The organism is Amycolatopsis sp. NPDC051758, from assembly GCF_044453095.1.
Taxonomy (GTDB): domain Bacteria; phylum Actinomycetota; class Actinomycetes; order Mycobacteriales; family Pseudonocardiaceae; genus Amycolatopsis.
Genome location: NZ_JBITCJ010000002.1, coordinates 686,107 through 709,709 on the forward strand (window position 1 = coordinate 686,107; position 23,603 = coordinate 709,709).

General features: G+C 71.0%; 22 protein-coding genes. 9 read left to right on the top strand and 13 right to left on the bottom strand.

All coding sequences use genetic code 11. From position 1 onward, the window contains the following. The first annotated feature begins 2 nt into the window (after positions 1-2). Entirely contained in the window at positions 3-659 is a 657-nt protein-coding gene (locus ACIA5G_RS12175; RefSeq protein WP_395922716.1) for a hypothetical protein, read from the top strand. Here ACIA5G_RS12175 and ACIA5G_RS12180 read toward each other — a convergent pair. From ACIA5G_RS12180 to ACIA5G_RS12190, 3 genes are read right to left on the bottom strand one after another with little or no spacing between them, the layout of a single operon-like run. Continuing rightward, entirely contained in the window at positions 644-1,489 is an 846-nt protein-coding gene (locus ACIA5G_RS12180; protein WP_395922718.1) for an ABC transporter permease, read from the bottom strand. The genes ACIA5G_RS12175 and ACIA5G_RS12180 overlap by 16 nt on opposite strands. After that, complete coding sequence (locus tag ACIA5G_RS12185) at positions 1,486-2,463, bottom strand: ATP-binding cassette domain-containing protein (RefSeq protein ID WP_395922719.1); 978 nt, start codon at positions 2,461-2,463, stop codon at positions 1,486-1,488. Before ACIA5G_RS12185 ends, ACIA5G_RS12180 begins: the two co-directional genes overlap by 4 nt. 11 nt (positions 2,464-2,474) lie before the next feature. Beyond that, on the bottom strand, positions 2,475-3,011 hold the full coding sequence (locus ACIA5G_RS12190; RefSeq protein ID WP_395922721.1) for an NADPH-dependent FMN reductase: 537 nt from the start codon (positions 3,009-3,011) through the stop codon (positions 2,475-2,477). Positions 3,012-3,123: 112 nt separating this feature from the next. On the opposite strand from ACIA5G_RS12190, the gene ACIA5G_RS12195 reads away from it, so the two are divergent. Beyond that, on the top strand, positions 3,124-4,119 hold the full coding sequence (locus tag ACIA5G_RS12195; RefSeq protein WP_395922722.1) for a LacI family DNA-binding transcriptional regulator: 996 nt from the start codon (positions 3,124-3,126) through the stop codon (positions 4,117-4,119). Positions 4,120-4,165: 46 nt separating this feature from the next. Here ACIA5G_RS12195 and ACIA5G_RS12200 read toward each other — a convergent pair whose 3' ends face one another. After that, positions 4,166-4,411 carry an ATP F0F1 synthase subunit C gene (locus tag ACIA5G_RS12200; protein WP_395922723.1) on the bottom strand — a complete coding sequence of 82 codons (246 nt, stop codon included), beginning with the start codon at positions 4,409-4,411 and terminating at the stop codon, positions 4,166-4,168. A gap of 270 nt (positions 4,412-4,681) precedes the next feature. Here ACIA5G_RS12200 and ACIA5G_RS12205 point away from each other — a divergent pair, with 270 nt between their 5' ends. After that, positions 4,682-5,890: an MFS transporter gene (locus ACIA5G_RS12205; RefSeq protein WP_395922724.1), complete on the top strand. Its 1,209-nt coding sequence runs from the start codon at positions 4,682-4,684 to the stop codon at positions 5,888-5,890. 47 nt (positions 5,891-5,937) lie between these two features. Here ACIA5G_RS12205 and ACIA5G_RS12210 read toward each other — a convergent pair whose 3' ends face one another. From ACIA5G_RS12210 to ACIA5G_RS12220, 3 genes are read right to left on the bottom strand one after another with little or no spacing between them, the layout of a single operon-like run. Further along, positions 5,938-6,828: an ROK family protein gene (locus tag ACIA5G_RS12210; protein ID WP_395922725.1), complete on the bottom strand. Its 891-nt coding sequence runs from the start codon at positions 6,826-6,828 to the stop codon at positions 5,938-5,940. Then, a complete protein-coding gene (locus tag ACIA5G_RS12215) occupies positions 6,825-9,692 on the bottom strand; it encodes a glycosyl hydrolase 2 galactose-binding domain-containing protein (RefSeq protein ID WP_395922726.1) in 2,868 nt (955 codons plus the stop codon). Before ACIA5G_RS12215 ends, ACIA5G_RS12210 begins: the two co-directional genes overlap by 4 nt. After that, positions 9,689-11,128: an APC family permease gene (locus tag ACIA5G_RS12220; protein ID WP_395922727.1), complete on the bottom strand. Its 1,440-nt coding sequence runs from the start codon at positions 11,126-11,128 to the stop codon at positions 9,689-9,691. The genes ACIA5G_RS12215 and ACIA5G_RS12220 overlap by 4 nt, the downstream gene beginning before the upstream one ends. A 137-nt stretch (positions 11,129-11,265) precedes the next feature. On the opposite strand from ACIA5G_RS12220, the gene ACIA5G_RS12225 reads away from it, so the two are divergent. Further along, a complete protein-coding gene (locus ACIA5G_RS12225) occupies positions 11,266-12,438 on the top strand; it encodes an ROK family protein (RefSeq protein ID WP_395923510.1) in 1,173 nt (390 codons plus the stop codon). Here the strand turns inward: ACIA5G_RS12225 and ACIA5G_RS12230 are convergent. Both ACIA5G_RS12230 and ACIA5G_RS12235 read right to left on the bottom strand, forming a co-directional pair. Beyond that, positions 12,435-15,395 (bottom strand): NACHT domain-containing protein, encoded by a 2,961-nt coding sequence (locus ACIA5G_RS12230; protein ID WP_395922728.1) that lies wholly within the window; start codon positions 15,393-15,395, stop codon positions 12,435-12,437. The genes ACIA5G_RS12225 and ACIA5G_RS12230 overlap by 4 nt on opposite strands. Positions 15,396-15,475: 80 nt before the next feature. Further along, a complete protein-coding gene (locus ACIA5G_RS12235; protein WP_395922729.1) occupies positions 15,476-15,706 on the bottom strand; it encodes a hypothetical protein in 231 nt (76 codons plus the stop codon). A gap of 255 nt (positions 15,707-15,961) precedes the next feature. Between ACIA5G_RS12235 and ACIA5G_RS12240 the strand changes: the two genes are divergently transcribed. The 5 genes from ACIA5G_RS12240 (at position 15,962) to ACIA5G_RS12260 (ending at position 19,611) form a co-directional block, all read left to right on the top strand. Continuing rightward, positions 15,962-16,237: a hypothetical protein gene (locus ACIA5G_RS12240; protein ID WP_395922730.1), complete on the top strand. Its 276-nt coding sequence runs from the start codon at positions 15,962-15,964 to the stop codon at positions 16,235-16,237. A gap of 71 nt (positions 16,238-16,308) precedes the next feature. Then, positions 16,309-17,799 (top strand): MFS transporter, encoded by a 1,491-nt coding sequence (locus ACIA5G_RS12245; RefSeq protein ID WP_395922731.1) that lies wholly within the window; start codon positions 16,309-16,311, stop codon positions 17,797-17,799. 2 nt (positions 17,800-17,801) lie between these two features. Next, the gene (locus tag ACIA5G_RS12250) at positions 17,802-18,359 is read left to right on the top strand and encodes a TetR/AcrR family transcriptional regulator (protein ID WP_395922732.1); all 558 of its coding nucleotides are present in this window, start codon (positions 17,802-17,804) and stop codon (positions 18,357-18,359) included. 165 nt (positions 18,360-18,524) lie between these two features. Beyond that, positions 18,525-19,082 carry a snapalysin family zinc-dependent metalloprotease gene (locus ACIA5G_RS12255; RefSeq protein ID WP_395922733.1) on the top strand — a complete coding sequence of 186 codons (558 nt, stop codon included), beginning with the start codon at positions 18,525-18,527 and terminating at the stop codon, positions 19,080-19,082. Between the two features lie 61 nt (positions 19,083-19,143). Then, positions 19,144-19,611: a DUF3592 domain-containing protein gene (locus ACIA5G_RS12260; protein ID WP_395922734.1), complete on the top strand. Its 468-nt coding sequence runs from the start codon at positions 19,144-19,146 to the stop codon at positions 19,609-19,611. Here ACIA5G_RS12260 and mftD read toward each other — a convergent pair. Genes mftD through mftE form a run of 4 tightly spaced genes read right to left on the bottom strand, consistent with a single transcriptional unit; the run spans position 19,565 to position 23,602 of the window. After that, on the bottom strand, positions 19,565-20,746 hold the full coding sequence (gene mftD, locus ACIA5G_RS12265) for a pre-mycofactocin synthase MftD (protein WP_395922735.1): 1,182 nt from the start codon (positions 20,744-20,746) through the stop codon (positions 19,565-19,567). The two genes, ACIA5G_RS12260 and mftD, sit on opposite strands and share 47 nt — an antisense overlap. Beyond that, positions 20,743-22,152 carry a mycofactocin biosynthesis glycosyltransferase MftF gene (gene mftF, locus ACIA5G_RS12270; RefSeq protein ID WP_395922737.1) on the bottom strand — a complete coding sequence of 470 codons (1,410 nt, stop codon included), beginning with the start codon at positions 22,150-22,152 and terminating at the stop codon, positions 20,743-20,745. The genes mftD and mftF overlap by 4 nt, the downstream gene beginning before the upstream one ends. Continuing rightward, complete coding sequence (locus ACIA5G_RS12275) at positions 22,149-22,928, bottom strand: mycofactocin-coupled SDR family oxidoreductase (RefSeq protein ID WP_395922738.1); 780 nt, start codon at positions 22,926-22,928, stop codon at positions 22,149-22,151. Before ACIA5G_RS12275 ends, mftF begins: the two co-directional genes overlap by 4 nt. After that, positions 22,925-23,602, bottom strand: a complete 678-nt coding sequence (gene mftE / locus ACIA5G_RS12280; RefSeq protein WP_395922739.1) for a mycofactocin biosynthesis peptidyl-dipeptidase MftE — start codon at positions 23,600-23,602, stop codon at positions 22,925-22,927. The genes ACIA5G_RS12275 and mftE overlap by 4 nt, the downstream gene beginning before the upstream one ends. Between the last annotated feature and the right edge of the window lies 1 nt (position 23,603).

The following is a 23,603-nucleotide window of genomic DNA, read 5'->3' on the forward strand; positions in this document are numbered from 1 at the left end:
GCATGAAAATGACCGACCTGAGTGCCCTGCCGCTTCCGTTGTGGGCGCTGCCCACGGTTCCCCGGCGGCTGGCTGTCGAGCAGCACCGGATCCGCATCCAGGCGGACTGGTGGCGCGAAACGCTCGACCGGCTGGAGCTGCCGGGCGCACGACCGGCCGGTCCGACGTTGACCCGCGCCGAGGTGTGGGTGCCGTCCGACGACGTGTTCACGCTGCTGTGGCGGACGCTGGCCTGGGGATCCGGGTCGCACCTGCGACAGAACGTCCGGAGGCTGAAGAGCATCCAGGCCGACGTCCCGGCCGCCAGGGCCGTCTTGACCGAGGCGGCGGAGGTGTCGCTGGTGGACCCGGCGCGTGCCTTCGCGCTCCTGCGCCCGGGCCGGCACAACAGGTTCCGGTCGTTCGGCCCGTCCTTCTTCACGAAGTTCCTGTACTTCGCCGGCGGCGGGGCGCCGGACCACCCGTGCCTGATCCTCGACCGGGTGGTCGCGACCACCCTGCGCGAACGCTGCGGGTGGGCCTCACTCCACCGCAGCGGGCCCTGGCCGGCCGTGACCTACGAGCGGTACTGCGCCCTGCTCGCCCGCTGGGCCGAGGCCGCCCGGTGCGCCCCCGACGAGCTGGAGTTCACCCTCTTCACCAGTCACTTGCGGTTGTAGAGCCGCATGGTCAGCGTGCCGAACACCGCCACCAGCAGCGCCGACGCACCGAGCGTGATCAGCACCGCCGGCACGTCCCACGTGCCCGCCATCATCGAACGCACACCCGTGACCAGGTGCGAGATCGGGTTGATCTCGACGAACACCCGCAGCCAGCCGGGCATCGTGGCAGGGCTGACGTAGATGTTGGACAGGAACGTCAGCGGGAAGATCACCATCATGCTGACGCCCATCACCGACTTCTCGCTGCGCAGCATCAGCCCGAACATCGTCCACACCCAGGAGAACGCGAACGAGAACACCATCAGCAGCGCCACGCCCGCGGCCACGCCGAGGAACCCGCCGCCGGGCCGGAAGCCGAGCACCAGGCCCACCACCATGATCACCGCCGACGCGATCAGGTAGCGCAGGATGTCGCCGAGCAGGTAGCCGACCATCGCCGACGGGCGCCAGATCGGCAACGTCCGGAAGCGGTCGAAGACGCCCTTCTCGATGTCGGTGTTGACCGCGAGGCCGGTGTACATCGTGATCATCACGACGCTGCTGGCGAGGATGCCGGGCAGGAAGAACTGCAGGTACTCCCCCGGTGAGCCGGCCAGCGCGCCGCCGAAGAGGTAGGTGAACATCAGCGTCATCATGATCGGGAACGCGGTGACGTCGAAGAGCTGCTCGGGCACGTGCTTGATCTTCAGCACCGCCCGCCAGCCGAACGTGAACGACGTCGAAAGCGGGCCCGGCCGGGGTGGCCGCCGGGTGGCGACGAGCACCGCGGCCAGGTCTTCGGCCTTCGGCGCGGCGAGTTCGGTCTCCTTGACTGCGGTGGTGCTCATGCGGCTTCCTCTCCGCTCGCGGTGTGGTCGGTCAGGGCCAGGAACACCTCGTCGAGGCTCGGCTGGCCGAGGGAGAACGTGTCGACGGTGATCCCGGCGGCGGCCAGTTCGGACAGCGCGCGGGCGGCTTGTTCCGCGGCGTCCGTGTCGCCGGCCGCGGCGGTGAGCCGCGCGGTCAGCGCGACCGGGTCCGGTTCGTGCTGGATCGCGGCGTCGAGCGCCCGGGTCAGCACCTGCCCGGCCTCCTCGCGCCGGCCCGCGTCACGCAGCCGCAGGTGGATCGCGCCCGCGCCGACCGACGCCTTCAGCTCGCCCTTCGTGCCTTCGGCGATCACGCGGCCGTGGTCGATCACCGCGATCCGCGACGCCAGCTGGTCGGCTTCGTCCAGGTACTGGGTCGTGAGCAGCACGGTTGTGCCCTGCGCGACGATCGCGCGCACGATGTCCCACACCTGGTTGCGGCTGCGCGGGTCGAGGCCGGTGGTGGGCTCGTCGAGGAACAGCAGGTCCGGGGTGTGCAGGATGCTCGCGGCGATGTCGATCCGCCGCCGCATGCCGCCGGAGTAGTGCTTGACCTGCTTGGCGGCGGCTTCGGTGAGGCCGAACGCGGCGAGCAGCTGCGCGGCCCGGTCGCGCGCGGCGCCCCGGGTGTGGCCGAGCAGGCGGCCCAGCAGCACCAGGTTTTCGCTGCCGGTCAGGTCTTCGTCCACCGACGCGTACTGGCCGGTGAGGCTGACCCGGGTGCGGACGGCGTCGGCCTCGTGGACGACGTCGTGGCCGAAGACCCGGGCCTCGCCGCCATCGGGACGGGCCAGGGTGGCGAGCATCCGGACGACGGTGGTCTTGCCGGCGCCGTTGGGTCCGAGGACGCCGTAGACGGTGCCGGCCGGCACCACGAGGTCGACACCGTCGACCGCGCGGGTGTCGCCGAAAACCTTGACCAGTCCGGTGGTTTCGATCGCGGGTGCGTTCATCTGCGGTCCTTTCACGCGCAGTAGGGGCGGGTCCGGCGGGCGTCGCGCAGGGCGAGCCCCCACCAGGTGAGCTCGTCGAGCAGGGCGGTCACGTGGTCGTCGTCGAACGACGGCGCGAGCAGGTCGAGGGCGACCGTGTCACGCATCGTCACGGTGTGCAGCTCCAGGAAGACGTCCCGCAGCTGTTCGACGGCGTGGCGGCCGCGGGCGCGGTAGCCGTAGGAGACGAACCCGACCGGCTTCGCGTGCCACTCGTCGTAGGCGAAGTCGATGGCCTGCTTGAGCGGGCCGGGGAAGCTGCGGTTGTACTCGGGCGTGACGACGACGTACGCCTCCGCCCGGGCGATGCGTTCCCGGAACCGGGTCAGTGCCGGGGTCGGCGCCGCCGGGTAGGTCGCCGGGAGGTCGGCGTCGGCGAGGTCGAGGGGGTCGAGGTCGAGCCCCGCCCGCCGGGCGGCCGTGGCCGTGAACCACCGGCCGACGCGCCCGCCGGCGCGGCCTTCACGGGTGCTGCCGATGAGCACCGTCACCCGCAACGTCTCGTCCATGCCGTCCTCCTCTCGTCTCGTTGGGTAGGTGCGAGACGCGCCGCCAGATCGGATCTGGCTGAAACGTTTCACCGTGCGTGATAGGCTCACGCCTTCTCTGCGAGGGGGTGCGGTGGTCGGCATCAAGGACGTCGCCAAGCGGGCCGGCGTCTCGATCGGCACGGTGTCCAATGTGGTCAACCGGCCGCACGTGGTCGCGGCGGCCACCCGCAACCGGGTGCTCTCGGTGATCGAGGAGCTGGGCTACGTCCGCGACGAGTCGGCCCGGCAGTTGCGCGCGGGCCGCAGCCGGATCATGGGACTGCTGGTGCTCGACCTCGGCAACCCGTTCTTCGTCGACGTCGCCCGCGGCGCCGAGCAGGCCGCGCACGCCGAGGGCCTCAACGTCATCACGGCGAACAGCAGCCAGCGGTCCGACCTCGAAGCGTCGTACCTGGCGATGTTCGCCGAGCAGCGCGTCCGCGGTGTGCTGCTGAGCCCGGTCGCGACGTCCGGCGAGGCCCTCCACGCGTTCCGGCGCAGCGGCACGCCGTACGTCTTCGTCGACCGCAAGGCGCCGACGTCGGAAGCGAGCTCGGTGGCGGTGGACGACATCGCGGGCGGCTCCCTCGCGGCCCGCCACCTGCTGGAGACCGGCCACCACCGGATCGCGTTCGTCAACGGCCCCGCCATCCTCGCCCAGTGCCGCGACCGCGAACAGGGTGTCCGCGCGGCACTTTCCGGTTCGACGGCCGAGCTGACGGTGCTGGAGGCGATCGGCCTCGACGTGTCTTCCGGCCGCGACGCGGGCGCCCGCCTCCTCGGCGCCAGCCCCCGCCCCACGGCGGTGTTCTGCGCGAACGACCTGCTGGCCCTGGGCGTGCTGCAGGCAATGGTCGGCGCGGGTGTCCGCGTCCCGGACGAAATGGCGATCGTCGGTTACGACGACATCGAGTTCGCGGGTGCGGCGGCGGTGCCGTTGACGTCGGTCCGGCAGCCGGCGAAGCGCCTCGGGCGGACGGCGGCGGAGCTGCTGCTGGCGGAGACGGCGGATACGACGGTGGAGCACCAGGCTGTGGTGTTCACGCCGGAGCTGGTCGTTCGAGAGTCGACCCGGGTGCGCCGCTGACCCCACCGGGCAGGCGGGGTCAGCGGAAGCTCCAAGTGGCGCGCATTCACCGAGTGGACGCGATGAAGTAGACGACCACACCGATCAACGCGAGCACTTCCGACAGCACGAAGGTCGAATAGCCGATCGTCTTCAGTTTTCCCTGCATTTCCGGCTGCCGGGCGGACGCATTGATGACGGCGGCGAAAATGAGGCCGACGCCGATTCCAGGGCCGATCGCGCCGAGTCCGTACCCGATCGCGGCGAGCCCCGGGTTGAGGTTGACCGATTGGGCGACAACGGTGTCGTTCATGGACATTCCCCTTCACATCGGTCCACGCGCACGTTCGCGTGGAGGTGCGTTCGGTGGATCTCGCCAGGCGGAGAAATCGCCAGGATGGGAATTCGGGAACCGATCGGTCCGGACACCGGAAGGATATCACCGGAATATGCGCCCGCGACGGTTCACGCCGATTTCGGGACCTAGGGCCCGGGTCACCCGGGACCATTGGTCCCCGGCCCGGCCGGGCGCGCGCCGGAAAACCGGTTGGGCTTCGGCGGGCGGTTTGGCAGGGTGGTGATCATGGCGAGCAGATGGGTGCGGCTGCAAGCCGTCGCGGTGTCCGGTTCCTCCGCCGAAGGGCTGATGCTGGCGGCCCTGCCGTTGCTCGCCGTCTCCGTCACCACCGATCCGCGGGAAATCTCGCTGATCAACGTCGCCGGGCAGGCGCCCTGGCTGCTGCTCTCCCTCTTCGCGGGGGTGCTCATCGACCGCGTGCGGCGGACCGCCGTACTGGCCTGGGCCTACGCCGTGCAGGCCGGGGCCGCGGTGGTGCTCGCCGCCGTCGCTTCCGCCGGGCGGCTCAGCCTGCCCGTGCTGCTCGTCGTCGCCTTCGTCGTCACCTCCGCGCAGGTGCTCGGGGACGGCGCGAGCGGGGCGCTCGTGCCCGAGCTCGTCGAGCCGGATCGGCTGGCGCACGCCAACGCGCGGCTGACGGTGATCGACCGCGGGGTGGTCCAGTTCGTCGTGCCGCCGCTGACCGGGTTCCTCGTGGTGGTCGCCGCCGGGGCGCCCGCCTGGCTGGCCGCCGCCTGCGCGCTGCTCGCCCTGCTGCTGGCGCGGCGCATCCCGTCGTCGTCCGTGGTGGCCGCGCGCACCCATCCGCTGCGAGACCTGTCGGCCGGGCTGACGCACCTGGTCCGGACACCGCTGCTGCGGTCGATCACGATCAACGTCGCGCTGGGCTCGTTCGCCGCCAGTGCCGGCCAGTCGATGATGGTGCTCTACGCGACACAGGTGCTGCACGTCGGCTCGGTCGGCTACGGCCTGCTGCTCGCCTGCCTCGCGATCGGCTGGGTGGCCTCGTCGTTCGTGGTGCAGAAGATCGTCGACCGGCTCGGGTATTCGTGGTCGATGCGGTGGGCGCAGAGCCTCGGCGCGGTCTCGCCGCTGCTGCTGGCCGTGCTGCCCCCGTGGCCGCCGCTGATCGGCGTGGTGCTGGTCTTCATGACCTCGACGGTGCTGGTCTGGAACGTCTGCTCGCAGTCCAGCCGCCAGCGCTTCACCCCGGCGCCGCTGCTGGGCCGGGTGCTGACCAGCCACCGTGCGCTGGCCTGGGGCCTGACCCCGCTGGGCGCGCTCACCGGCGGCCTGGTCGCGGCGCACTGGAGCCTGCGCGGCGTGTGGGTGGTGGTCGCGGCGATCCAGGCCTTCAGCGCGGTCCTCGTCTGGTTCCAGCTTTCGCCGGAAGCTTTCCGCCGCACGGAACTGGCGACGGCCGAGGCCGCTTGATGCCGGGCGGCGTGCCGGGTCGGGGCACCGGCACGCCACCCGGACGGCTACCCCCCGAGGGCCAGCGCCACCGCGCCGAGCAGCGCCGCGTCCTGGTCGAACCGGGCAGACACCAGCTCCGGCGGGAACGGCACGGCGTGCGCCAAGCGATCCGCCAGCGCCGGCAGCAGGACGTCCGCCGAGCGCACCAGCCCGCCGCCGACCGCGATGCGTTGCGGGTCCAGCATGATCGCCAGGTTCGCCACGTGCATCGACAGCTCGTCGAGCGCCGCCGTCACCAGTTCCTTCGCTTCGACGTTCTCCTTGGCCAGGGCGAACAACTCCCCCGCGGTGACCGGGCGGCCGAGCAGACTGCTCGCCCGGCCGCCCAGCCCACGCCCACCGACGGCTTCTTCAAGCGGCGCCGCTCCGCTTGCGAAACCCTCGGTGTCCTGCGGCGAGAGCAGGTTGTACCCGATCTCGCCCGCAGCTCCGTTGGCGCCGGTCAGCAACCGGCCGCCGACCAGCACCGCCGCCGCGATGCCGGTGCCCAGGGAGAGGAACACCGCCGGGTCGGCCCCGGCCAGCGCGCCCCAGCGCCATTCCGCCAGTGCCGCCGCCTTCGCGTCGGTCCCCACCGAGATCGGCACGGCCGGGAACTCGGCCGCCACCAGCTCGGCCAGGTGCAGTTCCTCCCAGCCCGGGACGTTCGGCGCGAGCAGGATCTCCTCCGGCAGCACGATCCCCGGGCTGACCACACCGATCGCGGTGGGGGTGACGCCCGCGTCCGCCAGGAGCGCCTGCGCCCCGGCGAGCGCCCGCACCACCACCTGCTCGGCCCCCGCCTGCGCGTCGGTGTCCAGCCGGCGCGTGGCCAGCAGGTTCCCGTCGTGGTCGGCGAGCCCCAGCGCCACCTTCGTGCCGCCGAAGTCGATCCCGAGAATCCGTTCCCCTGTCACTCCCTGGTCCCCTCGATCTGCGGCGCGACCGCCGCGTCCCCGTGGTGGCCGTACCCGCCGGCCGCCTTCACCACGATCCGGCCGGTGTTGAACCCGTCGACGCTGATCACCGGCGCCGCGCCGCGCAGGTCGGACGCCTTGTAGGTGACGGTCAGCGTCTGCGACTGGCCCGGCCACAGCGTGATGTCGTTGTCGTCCCAGGTCGCGTTCACGAGCTGGTTGTCGCCCGGCCCCTCGCGGCCGTCCGGCGTGCCGCGGCGGACGTCGGCCCGCAGGAAGAACCCGACCGCCGGGGTCTTCGACGTGTTGGTCACGGTGACCGTGGTGACGTTGTCGCCGCCGTTCGAGCGCGTCGACGCCACCGCGCTGACCTGCGACTTCGGCAGGTTCTGCAGCGCCTGCAGGTTGCTGTACTGCGACAGCGTCGCCTGCGGGTTGCCCAGCGTCTTGCCCCAGTCGACGACGTCCTTCTGCGTGGAGAGCCAGTAGACGTTGCGGTCGACGACCTTCCCGCCCTGCTTCACCTGCAGCTCGACGAAGTAGACCTGCGCCGGCGCCGGCGCCTTCGTCTCGGCCGGCACCTTCGGCTTGAGGACGCCGGTCTTCACACCCTGCGAACCCAGCGAGAGCCCGGACGCCGTCTGGTCGTCCAGCACCTTGCCCGCGGTGTCGAGCACCCGCGCCTGCACCGAAAGCCCGGACTGGGTGCCCGCGCCGAGGTTGTCCAGGGTCACGGAACCGTTGTCGTAACCGTAGATCGCGTGCAGCGGCTTGTTGGCCTTCTTGGCGCCGAAGAACGCGCCCGCCTGGTCACCGTCGTCGTTGTAGAGCGACCACAGCAGCGTCGGCCAGCCCTTGTTCAGCTGCCAGTAGACGACGCCGGTCGCCGGGTTGTCCTTGTCCGTCGAGTGGTGCAGGAACGCCTCGAACTGCGAGCGGGTGTTCTCGTAGTTCGCGATGTTCGCCAGGTCCACATAGGACTTGAGCGAGTTCCACTTCCCGTACCGCTGGGTGATCGACTGGTCCAGCGTGTACAGCGTGCCGAACGCGTAACCGCCGTGACCGGGCTCGAAGTTGGCGTGGTACTGGTTGTACGCCGGGTCCTGCCACAGCTTCGCCTGTTCCGTCGGCGACAGGAACCGCTTGATCGAGTCGAGGGTCGGCACGGTGTGCCCGGCGCTCTGCTCACTCGCGAAGCCCCACGAGCCACCCGCGTTGGTGCGGGACGAGTCGTCCGCGTCGAAGTGCGAGGTGTCGTACCAGTAGGACGGCGGGACCCAGTCGTACGGGCCTTCCTTCTCGCCGGACTGGCCGAGCGTCGGCGTGCTCTTGTACTCCGCCGACGCGATCACCGGCACCTGGAAGTCGGCTTCCTTGAACGCCTTCAACGTCTCGGACTCCTGGCGCGGCACCGGTTCGTTGTCGCTCCAGCCGTAGTTGAAGACGCTCGGGTGGTTCCGTTCCATCTGAGCGATCGTGTACGCCGAGTCGTGCATGATCCGGTAGTCGCGCTCGGTCAGCGTCGAGGCGTCCTCGGGCTGCCAGGCGTCACAGCACAGGAACCCGCCGATCACGAGCAGCCCGGCGCGGTCGGCCTGGTCGTAGAAGTCCTGCGGCATGTCGTGGCCTTCGAGGCGGACGCCGGACAGGCCCATGTTCTTGATCAGCGCGATCTGGTGCGCGGTGTCGGCCTGGTCGTAACGCAGGAACAGGTCCGGCGCAAAACCGCCGCCGCGGAACACGAAGTCCTTGCCGTTGATGGTGAACTGCCGCGCGCCCTCGGGCAGCGGCGCGGACTTGCCGACCAGGCGCGAGGTGACCGTGCGGATGCCGAACGTGCTCTTCGACGACGTCGACAGCGTGCCGCCCTGCGACACCGCAGTGGTCAGCGTGTACAGCGGCTGGTCACCCATCGAGTACGGCCACCACACCCGCGGCTTGGTGATCTTCACCGGGGCGAACGCGACGGTCTGCTTGGTGTTCGCGGGGATCGTGACACGCCGCTTCACGACGATCGGCGCGCCCGAAGGCGGCGTGATCGTCGCCGCGACGTCTCCGGTCTGGGCGTCGGCCGCGTTGTTGGTGACGTCGACCTTCACCGTCAGCGACGAGCTGGACAGGTCGGGTGCGTTGTCCTGCACGACGTGCGCGTTGTCGCCGGTGAGCGCGTCCGACACCTGCAGGGTCGGCGGGAACTGGATGCCGGTGTTGTTGTCCGGCGGGATCTGGCCCCAGTCGACCTGGTCGAGGGTGTACATCTTCAGCGGGTCGTTCGGGTAGACCTTGATCGCCAGCGTGTTCTTGCCCGGCTTGACCAGCTTCGAGACATCGAAGGTGTGCCCGGCGAAGGCGCCGCTGACGACGTCCTTCGACGCGACGAGCTTGCCGTTGACCCAGACGTCACCCTCGCCGACGATGCCCGGGATGGTCAGCTTCGCGCGCTGCCCGCTCTTGAAGTCCGGCGTGAAATCCGCGCGGTACCACCAAGGATCGGAGAACGGCTTCGTCACCACGGGGCCGAGCTTGTCGACGTAGCCGAAGCACTTGCGCATGTTGTCGGAGACGAAGACGTCGGGGCACTTGCCGTTCTGCACCAGCGCGTTGATCTCGGTGCCGGGCGCGCCGGCGTCGTCCGGCTTCACCGGCAGCCAGCCCCGGGTGGCATAGCCGGGTGTGGAGACCTTGTCACCGCCGTCCTTGACACTCGCGGTGGTGAGGACCTGCCAGCCCTGCGCGCCGATCGTGCTCAGGCCGTGCGGTTTCGCCGCTTCGGTGTGGACGTCCTGCGCCGAGGCCGGCGTGGCGACGCTCAGCACCCCCGGCACCAGGAGCAGCGCGGCCAGCGCCGCGAGCTTCTTCGTCATGCCTGAGCCCCTTCGGTCTCGGTGGAAGCGAACGCTTCCTTGATCTCCTTGGGTCCGAACGGCCAGGTGCGCTCGGTCTTGGCGTAGACCAGGTACGCGATCGCGCCGACGGCGATCCAGCCCAGCGACAGCCCGATCGAGAGCCAGGTCGCGGAGACGTAGATGTAGACCCAGCCGACCAGCGCGACGATCGTCGGCACCGGGTAGAGCCATTGCCGGTACGGCCGCTTGAGGTTCGGCTGGCGCCGGCGCAGTGTCACGATCGCCGCGGCCTGGGCCAGCGACTGGATGATGACCAGGGTGGCGACGGCCGCGTTGATGACGTCGGTCAGCGTGAACAGCGAGCCGATGATCGTGATCGCGCCCATGGTGAGCACACCGGCGGTCGGGAGGTTCAGCTTCGGGTGCAGCTTGGCGAACACCGGCAGGAACACCTTGTCCCGCGCGGCTTCGAACGGCACGCGCGAGCCGCCGAGCAGGCCGGCGAACACCGAGCCGATGGCCGCGACGACGATGAAGACCGTGACGATCTTCGCCGTGGTGGTCCCCCACGCCTGTTCGAGCACGCTGGAGGCGACCGAGGTGGCGGACTTCAGCTCTTCCAGGGAGATCGAGCCGAGCACGCCGACCTGCAGCAGGAAGTAGAGGCTCATGATGCCGACGATCGAGAAGAGGATCGACCGCGGGAGCGTCCGGCCCGGCGTGCGGACTTCGCCGCCGAGGTAGGCACTCGTGTTGTACCCGAGGTAGTCGTAGATCGCGATGATCAGGCCGGCGCCGAGGCCGCCCCAGAAGGTGCCCGTGCCGGTGGAGCTGAACGCGCCCGGGGTGAAGGCGAACGCCTGCGCGCCGCTGAAGTGCGTGAACGCGGCGACGACCGTGGTGAGCACGGCGATCAGCATGACCACGAACAGCACGGTCGTGAGCTTGCCGATCTGGCCGATCTTGCGGAACAGCGCGGCCACGATGACGAGCGTGATGCCGACGCCGATGATCTTGCCCAGCGCCGTGGTGCCGCTGTCGTCGGTGACGCCGGGGATCAGGTAGCCGAGGTACTGGACGAGGCCGATGATGCCGGTCGACATGATCAGCGGGATGAACAGCACCGCGCTCCAGACGAACAGGAACGGCATCAGCCGGCCGGTGCGGTACTGGAACGCTTCGCGCAGGTAGAGGTAGGTGCCGCCGGCGCCCGGCATGGCGGCGCCGAGTTCGGCCCAGATCAGCCCGTCGGCCAGCGCGACGATCGCCCCGATCACCCAGCCGAACATCGCCTGCGGCCCGCCCATGGTGGCGACCATGAAGGGGATCGTGACGAACGGGCCGATACCGCACATCTGGGTCATGTTGATCGCGGTGGCCTGCAGCGGGCCGATCTTGCGCTCAAGGGTGGGCTGCGCGGGCCCGGGGTCCCCTGAACGGGTGGGTGAACTCACGGCGTGCCTCCGTCCGATAGTTAGTAAAGTTTCTTAACATAAAACCTGCGGGGTCGAAAGAGTTCCGTGGATAAACTTGCGGCAACACAGGAGGATGCGTGGGACAAAACGGGCCGCAGGTGGGAACCCCGGCGAGCATGCGGGCACTGAACCAGCGCCTGGTGCTCGACCGGCTGCGCGCGCAGGGCGAAGCGACCCGACCGCAGATCGCGGCCGACACCGGGTTGTCGAAACCCACGGTGGGACAGGCGCTCCTCGACCTCGAGCAGCACGGATTGGTCCGAACCACCGGGCGCAGCCTGGCCGGCCCGGGCCGGGCGGCCGTCGTCTACCAGGCCGCGCCGGACGCCGGGCACGTCGTCGGCGTCGACATCGGACGGCGCGCGATCCGCATCGCCGTGGCCGACCTCGAAGGCAGCATCGTGGCCCGGTTCGACGAGCCCAACCGGTGCCGTTCGGCGAGCGCGCTGGTGCGCACGGTGAGCGAATCCGTCGAACGCGCAGTGTCCTCGGCCGGCTTGAGCCCGCACGAGGTCGTGGCGACGGTCGTCGGCACACCCGGCGTCCCCGACCCGGCGACCGGGACGGTGCACCGCGCACCCAACCTGCCGGGTTGGGAGCGGCCCGGGCTGCTGCACGAGCTCGTCGCCGCGCTGGCCGTCGCCGGCTCGGACGTCGTGGTCGAGAACGACGCGAACCTGTGCGCGGTCGGCGAACACGCGCTGGGCGCGGCGCTCGGCGTCGACGTGCTGGTGTGCCTGACCGTCGGCACCGGCATCGGCATGGGCCTGCTGGTGAACGGCGGGCTGTTCCGCGGCGCCCACGGCGCGGCGGGCGAGATCGCCGACCTGCCGTACGGCCCCCTCCAGGCCGGCACGGTCGAGCACCGCCCGGGCCCGGTCGAGACGGCGGCCTCGGGCCAGGCGGTCCTCGACGCGGCCCACGAGCTGGGGCTCACGAAAGCCCGGTCCGCGAAGGACGTCTTCCGGCTGGCACGCACCGGGGACGAGCGGGCGATGCGGGTGGTCGAGGACGAGGCGGAGAAGCTGGCGTACGTGATCGCGGCGGTGACGGCGGTGCTGGACCCGCGGCTGATCGTGCTGGCGGGTGGCATCGGCGGCAACGCCGACCTGCTGGCCGAACCGATGCGCCGCGCCCTGGCGGCGACTGTTCCGGTGGTCCCGGAGATCGTGGCGGGTCAGCTCGGCGAGGACGCGGTTCTGGCGGGCGCGATCGCGACGGCGCTGGGAACGGCTCGGGAGCTGGTCTTCGACCGGCGGGGTTTGAGCCGGGCGGCGGGCTTGGCCTAGCCGGTGTTCTGCGCCGGCGGGCTCCACAGGTCGATCTCGCCGCGAGCCCACCGGGCCAGGAGCTGCCCGATCCGGTCCCCCACTCCGACCTGCCCTGCCCAGCGCTCGACTTCACCACGGTCGACGCTGTAGTTGGACGTCGGATCGAGCCGTTCGTTCAGCTCCATCTGGGCCGCCACCAGGAACAACAGCGTCGACCGGCACTCGACCGAGTAGGTGACTATCCGCGCCATCACGGCTTCGAAGCCGAAGTCCGCGATCGACGCGTGGGCGGGCAGCGGCAGCTCGTACAGTCGGTCGAGGCACGCGTCGATGGCACCGCCGAAATCCCGGAGGAAGGCCGCGACTCGAGCGACGGGCATCGCTTCGCGATGCTCGCTGCGGAAGGAGTCGAACACCCACCGGATCGTCGAGCTGGGACCCACCCCCGGGATCGGCACGGTGTACTGCTCGAACAGGAACGCGAACACCTGGCAGAACTGCGCGCCGTCGAGCTCCACGAAGTTCGCCGAATCGGTGTTCCCGCTCTGCAGCAGCATCGCGTACTCGATGTCGAGCACACCGTCGTACCGCTTGAGGTAAGGGCCGATAGCCTTGACGACCCCGTTCAAGGACTCGACCGCCTTGCGCCGGATCGGCACGCCTTGAGCGGCTCCGGCGAGCAGGTAACGGGCGTGAATGGCGAACCAGACCTGACGGCGAGCGAACGCTTCGACGCGCAGGGCGTCGACACTGGCGATCAGATCTTCGACCATCAGCTCGAGGATGGACTCGTGGTGCCGGTAGGACGGGTCGAGCAACCGCGCGACGGCCGCGCTGTCGCCGAGTGCGGTCTGTTCCAGCGCCAGCTTCACCAGGGAGCGCGTCGCGTCCGGGCTGAGCGGGATGCCGTCGGCCATCCCGGCGAGGTACGCCGAACCGACCGACCGGACCTGGTCGACCTGGTCACGTTTCCGCCCTTCAAAGATCGACCGCAGGTCCTGGTCCAGCAGGACCGGAAAATCGGCCTTCAGCCGGTCCGCGATCGTTGTGACGACCGTCGATGCCCCCGACAGCCGCCCCTGCTCGAACAGCGCGCAGCAGACCTGCGCGTAAATCTCGGACTTGCCTTCCTTGACCAGGGGATAGAGGTGATCCACCACGCCTTCCACATCGGGGTTCGTCCGCACGAAGTAGAGCGCGCCGAAGTACTCGCGGAAGCTCGCGTGGGTGAAGGTGAACAGGTCCTTGTGGTCCTTGTCCGGCCCGAAGTCGGTGAACATCCAGGCCCGGCCGCGGCACCAGGTCAGCATGTCGCGCACGAACCGGTCCGCCCTGCGCTCGGTGGCGAACACCGTCGACAACAGGAAGGGCACCAGATCGCCGACGAGCTGGGACACGGTCAGCCCGTTCGGATTTTCGCCTTCCAGCTCCACGAACGCCACGCGGGACAGTGCCGTCTTGGTGTCTTCGATGCTGGGGACGTCCTTGACGATCCCGTAGTGCTTGTCCCGGTCACCGAGAAGCAGCTGGACGCACTTGTCGTACAACGCCGGGCGGTCGGCCGGGATGGTGCGCAGGCCGCGGTAGAGCACGCACATGAAGGCGAGCAGAAGCGGGTTCTGCGTGAGGTCGCGCATCTCGCTGCTCGCGGCGAGGAAGTCGTGGACCGGGTACTCGACGCCCCTGCCTCGCAGCCCGGTCTGGGCGGCGAACCACTTGGTGACGTACTCCTCGGTCTGCACCTCGGAGAACGGCCCGATCTGGAAGACGCTGAACTGGTTCTCGCGGAGTGCCGCCGTCCGGTAGCCCACCTTGCGGCAAGTGACCAAGATCTTGAGGAAAGGGTACGCGCTGGCCACGGCTTCGATCTTTCTCGCGAGGTTCGCCCGGTGGCTGGTCTCGGCGATTTCGTCAAGACCGTCGAACACCACGAGCGAGGTGCCTTCGCGGAGGAGCTTCTCCAGTGATTCCGGCGACGCCACCACTTCGTACTTCCGCCGCAGGACACCAGCGAGCAGCTCGGGCAGGTAGAAGTCGGTCTCGGCCAGCTCGCGCAGCACAACGACGAATGGCACCACGCCGATGCCGCGGCACAGTTCGATGGCGGCCACCGTGCTGGACGTCGACTTGCCCGCGCCCGGGTCGCCGAGGAGCACCGACTGGTCGAGGGTCGCCCAGAACCGGCGGAAGCTCGTTTCGTCCTGGCGCACGTCGATGTCGTCGTAGGGCCGCAGGGTCTTCGGGTCACTCTGGAGCACGGTCGGCCCGACGAACAGGGCCTCGTAGTCGATCGTCCGCCGGTCCGTGATGTCCGGTGAATCGATCTCACGGTGATAGTCGACGAACAGCTCGCGGTACCGGGGCACCCAGTCCAGGCTGGACCGCTGCCGGACGTCTCGTGCGAGGTGAGCCAGCGAATCCTCGACGGCCTGGAGGATGTCGGAAGCGACCGCGTTATAGGCCCAGCGTTGAGCTGTGGCGGGGTCGTCCGAGCGCTGCTTGATGTCCTCGGCAGCCTCGGCACAGCTGGCGCTGAGGTGCTCACAGAACTTCTCGCCGTACCGGTGCAACGCTCTCCGGTACCGCGCTATCTGCTGGTCCTTCACCGTGCGGTCGCCGGTCTCCGGCACACCGACGGGCGGCAGGAAGTCGAGCAACGCCTCCTGAAGCGATCCGAACAATCGGCTCCGGAGCTCTTTGCGACCGCCGAGCATGTGCGAGGCGATCAGCAGCCGCGTGAACGCCTGCAGCTCGGGCGTGCGGATGAACCGATCGATGTCCTTTTGTGTCCGCCCGGACGGCAGCAGCCGCATGAGCGAGGCCGGCCAGTAGCCGCTGTACTGACTTTCGAGCTTCCGCTCGGTGACGGCGACGGCAGCGTCCTTGACATAGCCGCGCCTGGCCGCCATCCGGCGGATTCGCTTGATGATCGTCTCCGCAGCGACCCCGGCAACCTTCGCCAGGACCGGCTCCATACCCGACACCATGGCCACCCCCCGCTCAGCACCCGTTTCCGGGGACAGTCGTGGCGGCGAAGCCGGGTATTACACAGCGCTCAGTCCGACGGACCGCGCAGCGTCAGCACCACCCGCAACACGTACTCGACCGCCGTCGGGAACACTGCGCCGCGCAACTCGCCGCGGTCGGCCAAGTTCCGGGAGGCGAACTCCAGCTCGCGCTCCGGCCCGCCTCGCCGGACGACGAGCGCGGCCAGCTCCTCGATGTCGAGGTCCGGGTGATCGAGGCGCGTCAAGGCGAACTCGATCATCAGCTCTTCGGCCGTCATGTCACCAGTCTAGGCGCGCTCCGAGAGTGACGGCGTGGCTCTGATCACTGTTCGCTAGCACCCTCGAACCCTCGGCGACCATGCCCCGATCTAGTGACGCGAAGCCACCGACAGCGCATCGCCCATCGGGTGGGTTAGGCCGTTCGGCGGTGCATTCCGGGCGATCGTGTACGTAACGCGAATAGCCGGTCACCCGGACGATCCAGTCAGTCATGATGCAAGACCACTCAGCGCAGCAGTGGAGCGGAGGCGGCAATGAGCACTCACCGGCACCCCGCGCGGCCGATGATCCGGCGGCCGCGACATGCCCTGCCCGCGCGCTGGTGGCCGCCGGTCGTGCTGGCCGCGTCCGTCGCCGCCGTGATCCCCGGCGACACCGTCGGCGGCCTGCTCATCAGCGTGGCCGTCCTCGTGCTGCTGACCGCGGTCGGCGTGGCCCGCCGGACGCTGGGGCACGCGTCCGTGCACGTCAACCTGATCCTCGCCCAAGAGCTGGCCCCACGCGCCCCGGGCGGCCACCGGAACCTCTGACCTCGGCGAACGCCGTTGTGTGACGAGTTCCACCAGCTTTACTGTACCGTCTGGACGGTATAGTAAGCGGCATGACCACCAGCCTGCCGACCCCGGAGACCGTCCACCTGCCCTCGAGCCGCCGCTGGGCCGCGCTCGCCGTGCTCGTCGGCGCCGTGCTGCTGCTAGCCGTCGACGGCACCGTGCTGTACCTCGCCGTGCCGTCGCTGACCCGCGAGCTCGCGCCGACCGCCACCGAAATCCTCTGGATCGGCGACGTCTACTCGCTCGCCCTGGCCGGTCTGCTGGTCACGGCCGGGAACCTCGCCGACCGCTTCGGCCGCAAGAAGGTGCTGCTCATCGGCACGGCGGCGTTCGGGGTCGCCTCCGCGCTGGCCGCCTTCTCCCCCACCGCCGGCGTGCTCGTCGTCGCGCGGCTGCTGCTCGGGATCGCGGGCGCGACGATCATGCCGTCGACGCTGTCGATCATCCGCACCCTGTTCACCGACCCGCGCGAACGCACCCGCGCCGTCGCGATCTGGTCGGCCGGGTCGGGTGGCGGCATCGCGCTGGGCCCGCTCGTCGGCGGGCTGCTGCTGGAGCACTACTGGTGGGGCTCGGTGTTCCTGATCAACGTGCCGATCGTCGTCGTCTTCCTGATCGCGGGTGCCTTCCTGCTGCCGGAGTCGCGCGATCCGCACCCGGGCCGGTTCGATCTGCTCTCGGCCGGGCTGTCGATGGCCGCGATCGTCCCGCTGGTCTACGCGGTCAAGCACGCCGTCAGCTCGGGGATCGACCCGCAGGTCGCCGTTGCGGCCGCCGCCGGTGTCGTCTCGGGTGTGCTGTTCGTGCGCCGTCAGCGGCGGGCGGAGAGCCCGCTGATCGACGTCACGCTGTTCCGCAACGGGGCGTTCAGCGGCGCCGTCCTCGCCAGCTTCGTCGCGGTGTTCGCGTTGATGGGCCTGCTGTTCTTCTTCTCCCAGTACCTGCAGCTCGTCCGCGGCTTCTCGCCGCTGCAGGCCGGGTTCGCGGAGATGCCGGCGACGCTGGCTTCGATCGTCGTCGTGGCCGCCGTCGGGGTGGTCGTCGGCCGGCTGGGCCGGGGCCGCGCGGTCGCGGCGGCCCTCGCCGTCGCCGCGCTCGGGCTCGCGCTGGTCGCGATCGCCGAACAGGCGACGCAGTACTGGTGGCTGGGCCTGACGCTGGTGCCGGTCGGGCTCGGGGTCGGGCTGGCGCTGACGCTCACCGTCGACTCGGTGCTGTCCGCCGTCCCGCGGGACAAGGCCGGCTCGGCGTCGGCGATCTCGGAAACGGCCTACGAACTCGGTGCGGCGCTGGGCATCGCGCTGCTCGGCTCGCTGGTCACCCTCGTCTACCGGGCGAACCTGCCGGCCGCGGCACCCGGTGAGGTGCGCGACTCCCTCGCCGGCGCGGTGAACGTGCTCGACTCGGCGTCCGAGCTCGCCCACACCGCGCGGGAAGCGTTCACCGGCGCCATGCAGGTGACATCACTCGCGGCCGCCGCCGTCACCGCCGTCGCCGCGGTGATCGCCTGGGCTACGATTCCGTCCGGAAAGGACTGAGCATGCCTCGCAAAGCCGGGCGCGGCCCGGAAGAAACCCGCCGGGCGCTGCTCGACGCGGCCGGGACCGTGATCCGCACCCGCGGGATCTCCGCCTCCCTCGACGACATCGCCAAGGCGGCCGGTGTCTCGAAAGGCGGGCTGCTGTACCACTTCCCCGCCAAGGACGCGCTGATCCGCACGCTCGCGCAGGACATCCTGGACACCTACCGCGCCGAGGTCCACGCGGCGCTGGACCCCGCGGACACCGACCCGGGCCGGCTGACCCGCGCCTACGTCCGGGCGTCGCTCGACACGTCCTACGACGAGGTCGCCGTGCGCGAGAACATCGCCCTGATCGCGCAGCTGATCTCGATCCCCGAGATCGCGGACCTCGCCCGGGCAGACGCCGAGCGCTGGGACACCGAACTCCACAACGACGGGTTGCCCGGCCACGTCGTCACCCTGGTGGTCGCGGCGGCCGACGGGGCGAGCACCGCCCCGCTGTGGGGCGTCGGCATCAACGTGGCGGCGGCGCGGAAGCTCGAACAGCAGCTCCTCGACCTGACCCGGGACGCCTGAGGCTCAGGAGGCCGGACCCGGCTTTTGTCAACCCGCAGATAGTGTTGGTAAATCACCACTTGCACCGCCCTACCTAAGTCGGCTCCGGCGGGGGCGCACACCGAGTAACTTTCTCGACAGCGCGCGCAAATCCGGCAAATCCCCGTCCCCACGAGGAGTCTTCCGATGTCGAGGAAGTTCGCCCTGGCCGGCGCCGTTGCGCTCGCCCTGGCCGTCACGCCGATCGCCGCGGGCACCGCGACGGCCGCCACCCAGCAGGAAGCCGCCGTCACGACGGTGTACTACAGCACTGCCAGCGCGCCGACGTTCCGCTCGGTGATCAACGCCGGTGCCGCCAACTGGAACCGCAGCGTGACCAACGTCAGACTGGTCGAGCGCAACTCCGGCGCGAGCCTGCGCTACACCGAAGGCAACGACCCCCGCGGGTCCTACGCCTCGACCAACGGCCACGGCAGCGGCACCATCTTCATCGACTACACCCAGGCCCGCCAGTACAACCCGACCCGCATCGCGGCGCACGAGACCGGGCACGCCCTCGGGCTGCCCGACCACTACTCGGGCCCGTGCTCGGAGCTGATGTCCGGCGGCGGCCCCGGCACGTCCTGCACCAACGCCGTCCCCAACTCGGCGGAGCGCAGCCGGGTGAACTCGCTGTGGGCCAACGGCCTCGCGGCGACGAACACGCCGGAGCAGCGCGTCTACGAGACCGTCTACGGTTACTGAGTTTCGACGGGTGTGGCCCGGGCGAGTCCGCCCGGGCCACACCCGTGTCCATACTGGACCCATGAGCGAGCGGCGGCGGGGACTGAGCGGGCCGGCCGGGACCTGGGTCACCGTGGCCGGCCTGGTGCTGGCCTTGGCCGTCGGGCTCGGGGCCGTCGCCGTGCGGCAGTACGAGTCCCGGCTGCTCGCGGCCGGGCAGGAGGCGACCGCGACGGTGTCGGACGTCCTGCGGATCCGGCAGGGGTACAACCTGCAGGTCGAGTTCACGACCGCGACCGGCCGGGAGGTCTCCGCCCGGCTCGACGACTTCCCCCGCGAGCCGCAGCTGAAGATCGGGGATCGGCTGCACATCCGCTACGACCCCGACCGGCCCGACGTCACCCTGTGGGACGTGCGCGACCCCTTGGACTTCACCGGCGCCACGATCTTCCTGGTGTCGCTGGCCGCGGTCCTGGCCCTGGCGTCGGCGGTGTTCTTCCGGCTCACCCGACGGCGACCCCGAGCTCGGCCTCGAACCCCGCCGGCATGATCACGTCGTCCCGGCTCAGGTCGTGCACACTGCGCTTGCCCAGCGCCAGCAACGTCGAGTCGATGCCGTTGCGCAGGACGTCGAGGACGTTTTCCACACCCGCCTGGCCGCCGGCCGCCAGGCCCCACAGGTAAGCGCGGCCGATCAGCACCGCCTTCGCGCCGAGCGCGAGTGCCTTGACGACGTCGCTGCCGCGGCGGATGCCGCCGTCCAGCAGCACTTCCACCTGGCTGCCGACCTCGTCGGCGATCGACGGCAGGGCGCGGATCGTCGCCGGGGTGCCGTCGAGGTTGTTGCCACCGTGGTTGGACACCGAGATCGCGCTGACCCCCGCGTCGACCGCGCGGCGGGCCTCGTCGGCCCGGATCACGCCCTTGAGCAGGAACGGGCCGTCCCACTGCGCACGCAGCCAGGCCACGTCGTCCCACGACGGCGGTGGTGTCTGCATCCACTGGCCGTACGCGCCGAAGAAGGTCGGCGCCTCCTCCCCCGGGGCGACCATGTTCGGCACGCTCAGGTCGGGCAGCCGCCGCGTCTTCGCGTAGTCCAGCAGCCATCCCGGCCGGGACAGCCCTTCCGGTGCGAACCGCAGCAGCTCGCGGAAGGTGAGCCGTTCGGGGATGTGCGGGCTGCCCCAGTCGCGGCTGTGCGAAAACGACCAGTCCAGCGTCAGGATGATGCCGACCGCGCCGGCGGCCCGGGCGCGCTCCAGGCGGCGGAGGATGTCGTCGCGCGTGCCGGTCCAGTAGATCTGGAAGTACGTGTTCGGGTTGGCGGCGACCACCTCCTCGATCGGCTTGCTGCCGAAGGAGCTCAGGCCGACCGACGTCCCGCGCGCGGCCGCCGCCCTCGCCACGGCGACCTCGCCGTCGGGGTGCACCGCCTGGACACCGGTCGGGGAGATCAGCACCGGCAGCGCGACGTCCCGGCCGAGCACGTGGGTGCCCAGCTCGCGCTGCCCTGACAGCCCGGCGGTGCGCGGTGCGAACCGGAGCTCGTCGAACGCGCCGAGGTTGTCGGCCAGGGTGAGGCCCTTCTCAGAGCCGGCGATCAGGGCGGAGTAGACCGAGCCGGGCAGCCGTTTCTTCGCGCGCCGCTGGGCCTCCGCGATCGATTCGAACCAGGTGGAGCTCATCGTTTTCCCTTCGGGTCGAAGCGCAGCAGGCGCCGGACGAACGCCGGGCGGACCGGCTCGAGGGTGCGGTGGGTCAGGCAGCCGGACCAGACGCCGGCGCCGTAGGCGACGTCGTCGGCGATGGCCGCGACGGTGTAGCGGACGGGATCGAGCCCGGGGCGGTTCTTGGCCCACGCGGTCAGCGGCGGGCCGAGCAGCAGGGACGCCGCAGCGGCGCGGCGCCCCCAGCCGCGGGGCACCAGCAGGGCCGCGAGAAGCGGCGCCGCGAACTGCGTGCCGTAGCGGCCGCAGCCGAGCCAGGTCTGGTGGACGGCGGTGGCCATCGCGCGCACCACACCGTCGGCGGGCACGTCGTTCTCGCGCAGCGTCCGGACCATGCTGCCCACCGAGCCGCCGAACGCTGCCGTGGCGAGCAGCGGCCGGCGGGCCAGCAGCGCGGCGACGGTCAACGTGGGCCACGGGTGCAGCACCAGCGGGGCGAGCGCGCCCGGATGCCGCTTCGCGAGCGGGGCGGCGGAGGTGCCGTACCGGGCCCGGCGGGCGAGCAGCGCCGGCCAGGACGCGGGTTCGTGGTGGCCGACGGTGACGTCCGGGGCGTAGCGGACGCGCAGGCCTCTGGCGTGCAGCCGCCAGACCAGGTCGACGTCTTCGCCGAACCGCAGCCCCGGGTCGAACGCGCCGGCCTCGCGCACCACGGCCGCCCGGGCGACGAGCGCGGCGGTCGGCACGTACGACAGCCGGGTGCCGGGCGCGACCCGCGCGGGCCGGTCGCCGAGGTCGAGGCTGGACGCGGCACGCGCGTAACGCCCGGCCGCGCTGTCCGGCACCAGGGCCCGCACCCGCGGGGCGACCGCGGCGACGAGCGGGTCGGCGAAGTGCGCGACGAGCCGGTCGGCCCAGTCCGCGGCCGGCACGCAGTCACTGTCCACAAAGGCCACGAGTTCGGTGAAGACGTGGTCCAGAGCGGTGTTCCGCGCAACACCGGGGCCGCCGTTGACGTCACGGCGGACGAGCTTCGCTCCGTGCGCGGCGGCGACGGCCGCGATGGCGACGGCGTCTTCGGAACCGTCGTCGACAACGAGCACCGGGTGCCGCGCGTCGAGCCCGGCGAGGCAACGGGCGAGCAGCTCGGCCCGGTCGCGGACGGGGATCACGATGGTCACGTCCGGCGGTGTGCCGGGTTCGGGCGGCAGCGGGTGGGCGAGGCCGGTGTCGGTGAGCCGCCGGGCGAGCGCCCCGGCGGCGGCCGTGGTGATCGGGCCGTCGGCGAGTTCCTGCCAGGCTTTCCGGCCGGCCGGGGTGAGCCGGAGGACACGGGACGGGGAACCGCCGAAGATCAGTTCGCCGGTCAGGCGGCGGGTGTCGGGGTCGAGGGTGATCCGGAAGCCGGCGGGTAAGGGCCTCACAGCGCCAATCCCCCATCCACCGGCACAACCGCACCGGTCATCGCGCCGCTCTCCGGACCGGCCAGGAACGCCAGCACCGCAGCCACCTCGTCGGGGTCGAGCAGCCGGTGAACCGGTTGCTGAGCAGCAAACGCAGCCGCGGCGGGCAGGTCGTACAGCCGGGCGCTCTCGGCCAAGATCGGCGTGTCGGTCGAGCCCGGACTCACGGCGTTGGCCGTCACGCCGGTCTCCCCCAGCTCGGCGCCCAGCGCGCGGACCAACCCGGCGACACCCGCTTTGGCAGCGCAGTAAGCGGCGAGCATCGGCAGACCCCGAGTGGCGGCAGCCGACGCGACGGCGAGGAACCGGCCGGAGCGAGGCGACGGCCGCCGCAGCAGGGCGGGAATTGCGGCGCGGGCCAGGTTGACCACGCCGTTGAGGTTGACCTCCAGCACCGCTCGCTCCTGCTCCGGCGGCACCTCCCACAACGGGACACCGCCGGCGACGACACCCGCGGCGGCCACCACCACGTCGAGCCCGCCCCAGCGCCGTTCCGCTTCGGCGACCGCGGCTTCCATCGCCGAGAAGTCCCGCACGTCGGCGACGAAGACCTCGGCGCCCGCCTGCTCGGCGACCGCCGTCAGCTCGGCCTTGCTCCCCATCGGGTACGGGAGCGCGGGGTCGTCGGCGGCGAGGTCCACGGCGAGCACCGCGTAACCCTGACGCGCCAAGCGAAGGACGGTCGCCGCACCGATTCCGCGGGCGGCTCCGGTGACGAGCGCGGTCCGCGTGGTCATCGTTTCCCCCAATCGTCCACCTGGGACACCAGCGCCGCGGTCAGCTCGTCGAGCAATACCGCACCTTCCACCGTGGTCGCCGACGTCGGGTCGCCGAGCACGCCGGTCCCGGTCACCGCGCGCACGCCGCCGTCGAGCAGGAGCGGCATCAGCTCGCCCAGCGGGCGCCGGTCCCCCGGCACCGCCCGGTCCATCCGGACGCTGCCGGGCCGCAACACCAGCTGCAGCGCCGTTTCCGGGTGGCCGGCGTGCGGCTCGCCCGCCCACTGCGGCCGGAACACCTCGACGTCACGCGACTCCGCCCGCAGCCGGGCGACCGCCCGCGTGACCGGACCGGCGTTGCCGCCGTGGGCGGAGACGAACAGCAGCCGCCGGAACGTCTCCGCCGCGGACCGGCCGAGCTCGACCAGGAGCAGCTCGGTCGCCGCCTGGCCGATCGACAGCGTCCCGGCGAACCCGGCGTGCTCGCCGCTGGAGCCGTACGGCACCGGGGGCGCCACTAGGACGTCCCGTGCCGCGGCGAGGCGGTCGCACAGGGCCAGCGCGATGTCGGTGTCGGTGGTCAGCGGCAGGTGCGGGCCGTGCTGCTCGGTCGCGCCGACCGGCACGGCCAGGATCGCCCCGGCCGCCGCACGCTCCGCGACGTCCGGGGAGGCCAGCTCGGCGAGCCGCACG

Excerpts from the sequence above, each read along its gene's own strand:
- ACIA5G_RS12175 (WP_395922716.1), top strand. The coding sequence starts at position 3 with ATGAAAATGACCGACCTGAGTGCCCTGCCGCTTCCGTTGTGGGCGCTG.
- ACIA5G_RS12180 (WP_395922718.1), bottom strand. The coding sequence starts at position 1,489 with ATGAGCACCACCGCAGTCAAGGAGACCGAACTCGCCGCGCCGAAGGCC.
- ACIA5G_RS12185 (WP_395922719.1), bottom strand. The coding sequence starts at position 2,463 with ATGAACGCACCCGCGATCGAAACCACCGGACTGGTCAAGGTTTTCGGC.
- ACIA5G_RS12190 (WP_395922721.1), bottom strand. The coding sequence starts at position 3,011 with ATGGACGAGACGTTGCGGGTGACGGTGCTCATCGGCAGCACCCGTGAA.
- ACIA5G_RS12200 (WP_395922723.1), bottom strand. The coding sequence starts at position 4,411 with ATGAACGACACCGTTGTCGCCCAATCGGTCAACCTCAACCCGGGGCTC.
- ACIA5G_RS12205 (WP_395922724.1), top strand. The coding sequence starts at position 4,682 with ATGGCGAGCAGATGGGTGCGGCTGCAAGCCGTCGCGGTGTCCGGTTCC.
- ACIA5G_RS12215 (WP_395922726.1), bottom strand. The coding sequence starts at position 9,692 with ATGACGAAGAAGCTCGCGGCGCTGGCCGCGCTGCTCCTGGTGCCGGGG.
- ACIA5G_RS12225 (WP_395923510.1), top strand. The coding sequence starts at position 11,266 with ATGCGGGCACTGAACCAGCGCCTGGTGCTCGACCGGCTGCGCGCGCAG.
- ACIA5G_RS12230 (WP_395922728.1), bottom strand. The coding sequence starts at position 15,395 with ATGGAGCCGGTCCTGGCGAAGGTTGCCGGGGTCGCTGCGGAGACGATC.
- ACIA5G_RS12235 (WP_395922729.1), bottom strand. The coding sequence starts at position 15,706 with ATGACGGCCGAAGAGCTGATGATCGAGTTCGCCTTGACGCGCCTCGAT.
- ACIA5G_RS12240 (WP_395922730.1), top strand. The coding sequence starts at position 15,962 with ATGAGCACTCACCGGCACCCCGCGCGGCCGATGATCCGGCGGCCGCGA.
- ACIA5G_RS12245 (WP_395922731.1), top strand. The coding sequence starts at position 16,309 with ATGACCACCAGCCTGCCGACCCCGGAGACCGTCCACCTGCCCTCGAGC.
- ACIA5G_RS12250 (WP_395922732.1), top strand. The coding sequence starts at position 17,802 with ATGCCTCGCAAAGCCGGGCGCGGCCCGGAAGAAACCCGCCGGGCGCTG.
- ACIA5G_RS12255 (WP_395922733.1), top strand. The coding sequence starts at position 18,525 with ATGTCGAGGAAGTTCGCCCTGGCCGGCGCCGTTGCGCTCGCCCTGGCC.
- ACIA5G_RS12260 (WP_395922734.1), top strand. The coding sequence starts at position 19,144 with ATGAGCGAGCGGCGGCGGGGACTGAGCGGGCCGGCCGGGACCTGGGTC.
- mftD (WP_395922735.1), bottom strand. The coding sequence starts at position 20,746 with ATGAGCTCCACCTGGTTCGAATCGATCGCGGAGGCCCAGCGGCGCGCG.
- ACIA5G_RS12275 (WP_395922738.1), bottom strand. The coding sequence starts at position 22,928 with ATGACCACGCGGACCGCGCTCGTCACCGGAGCCGCCCGCGGAATCGGT.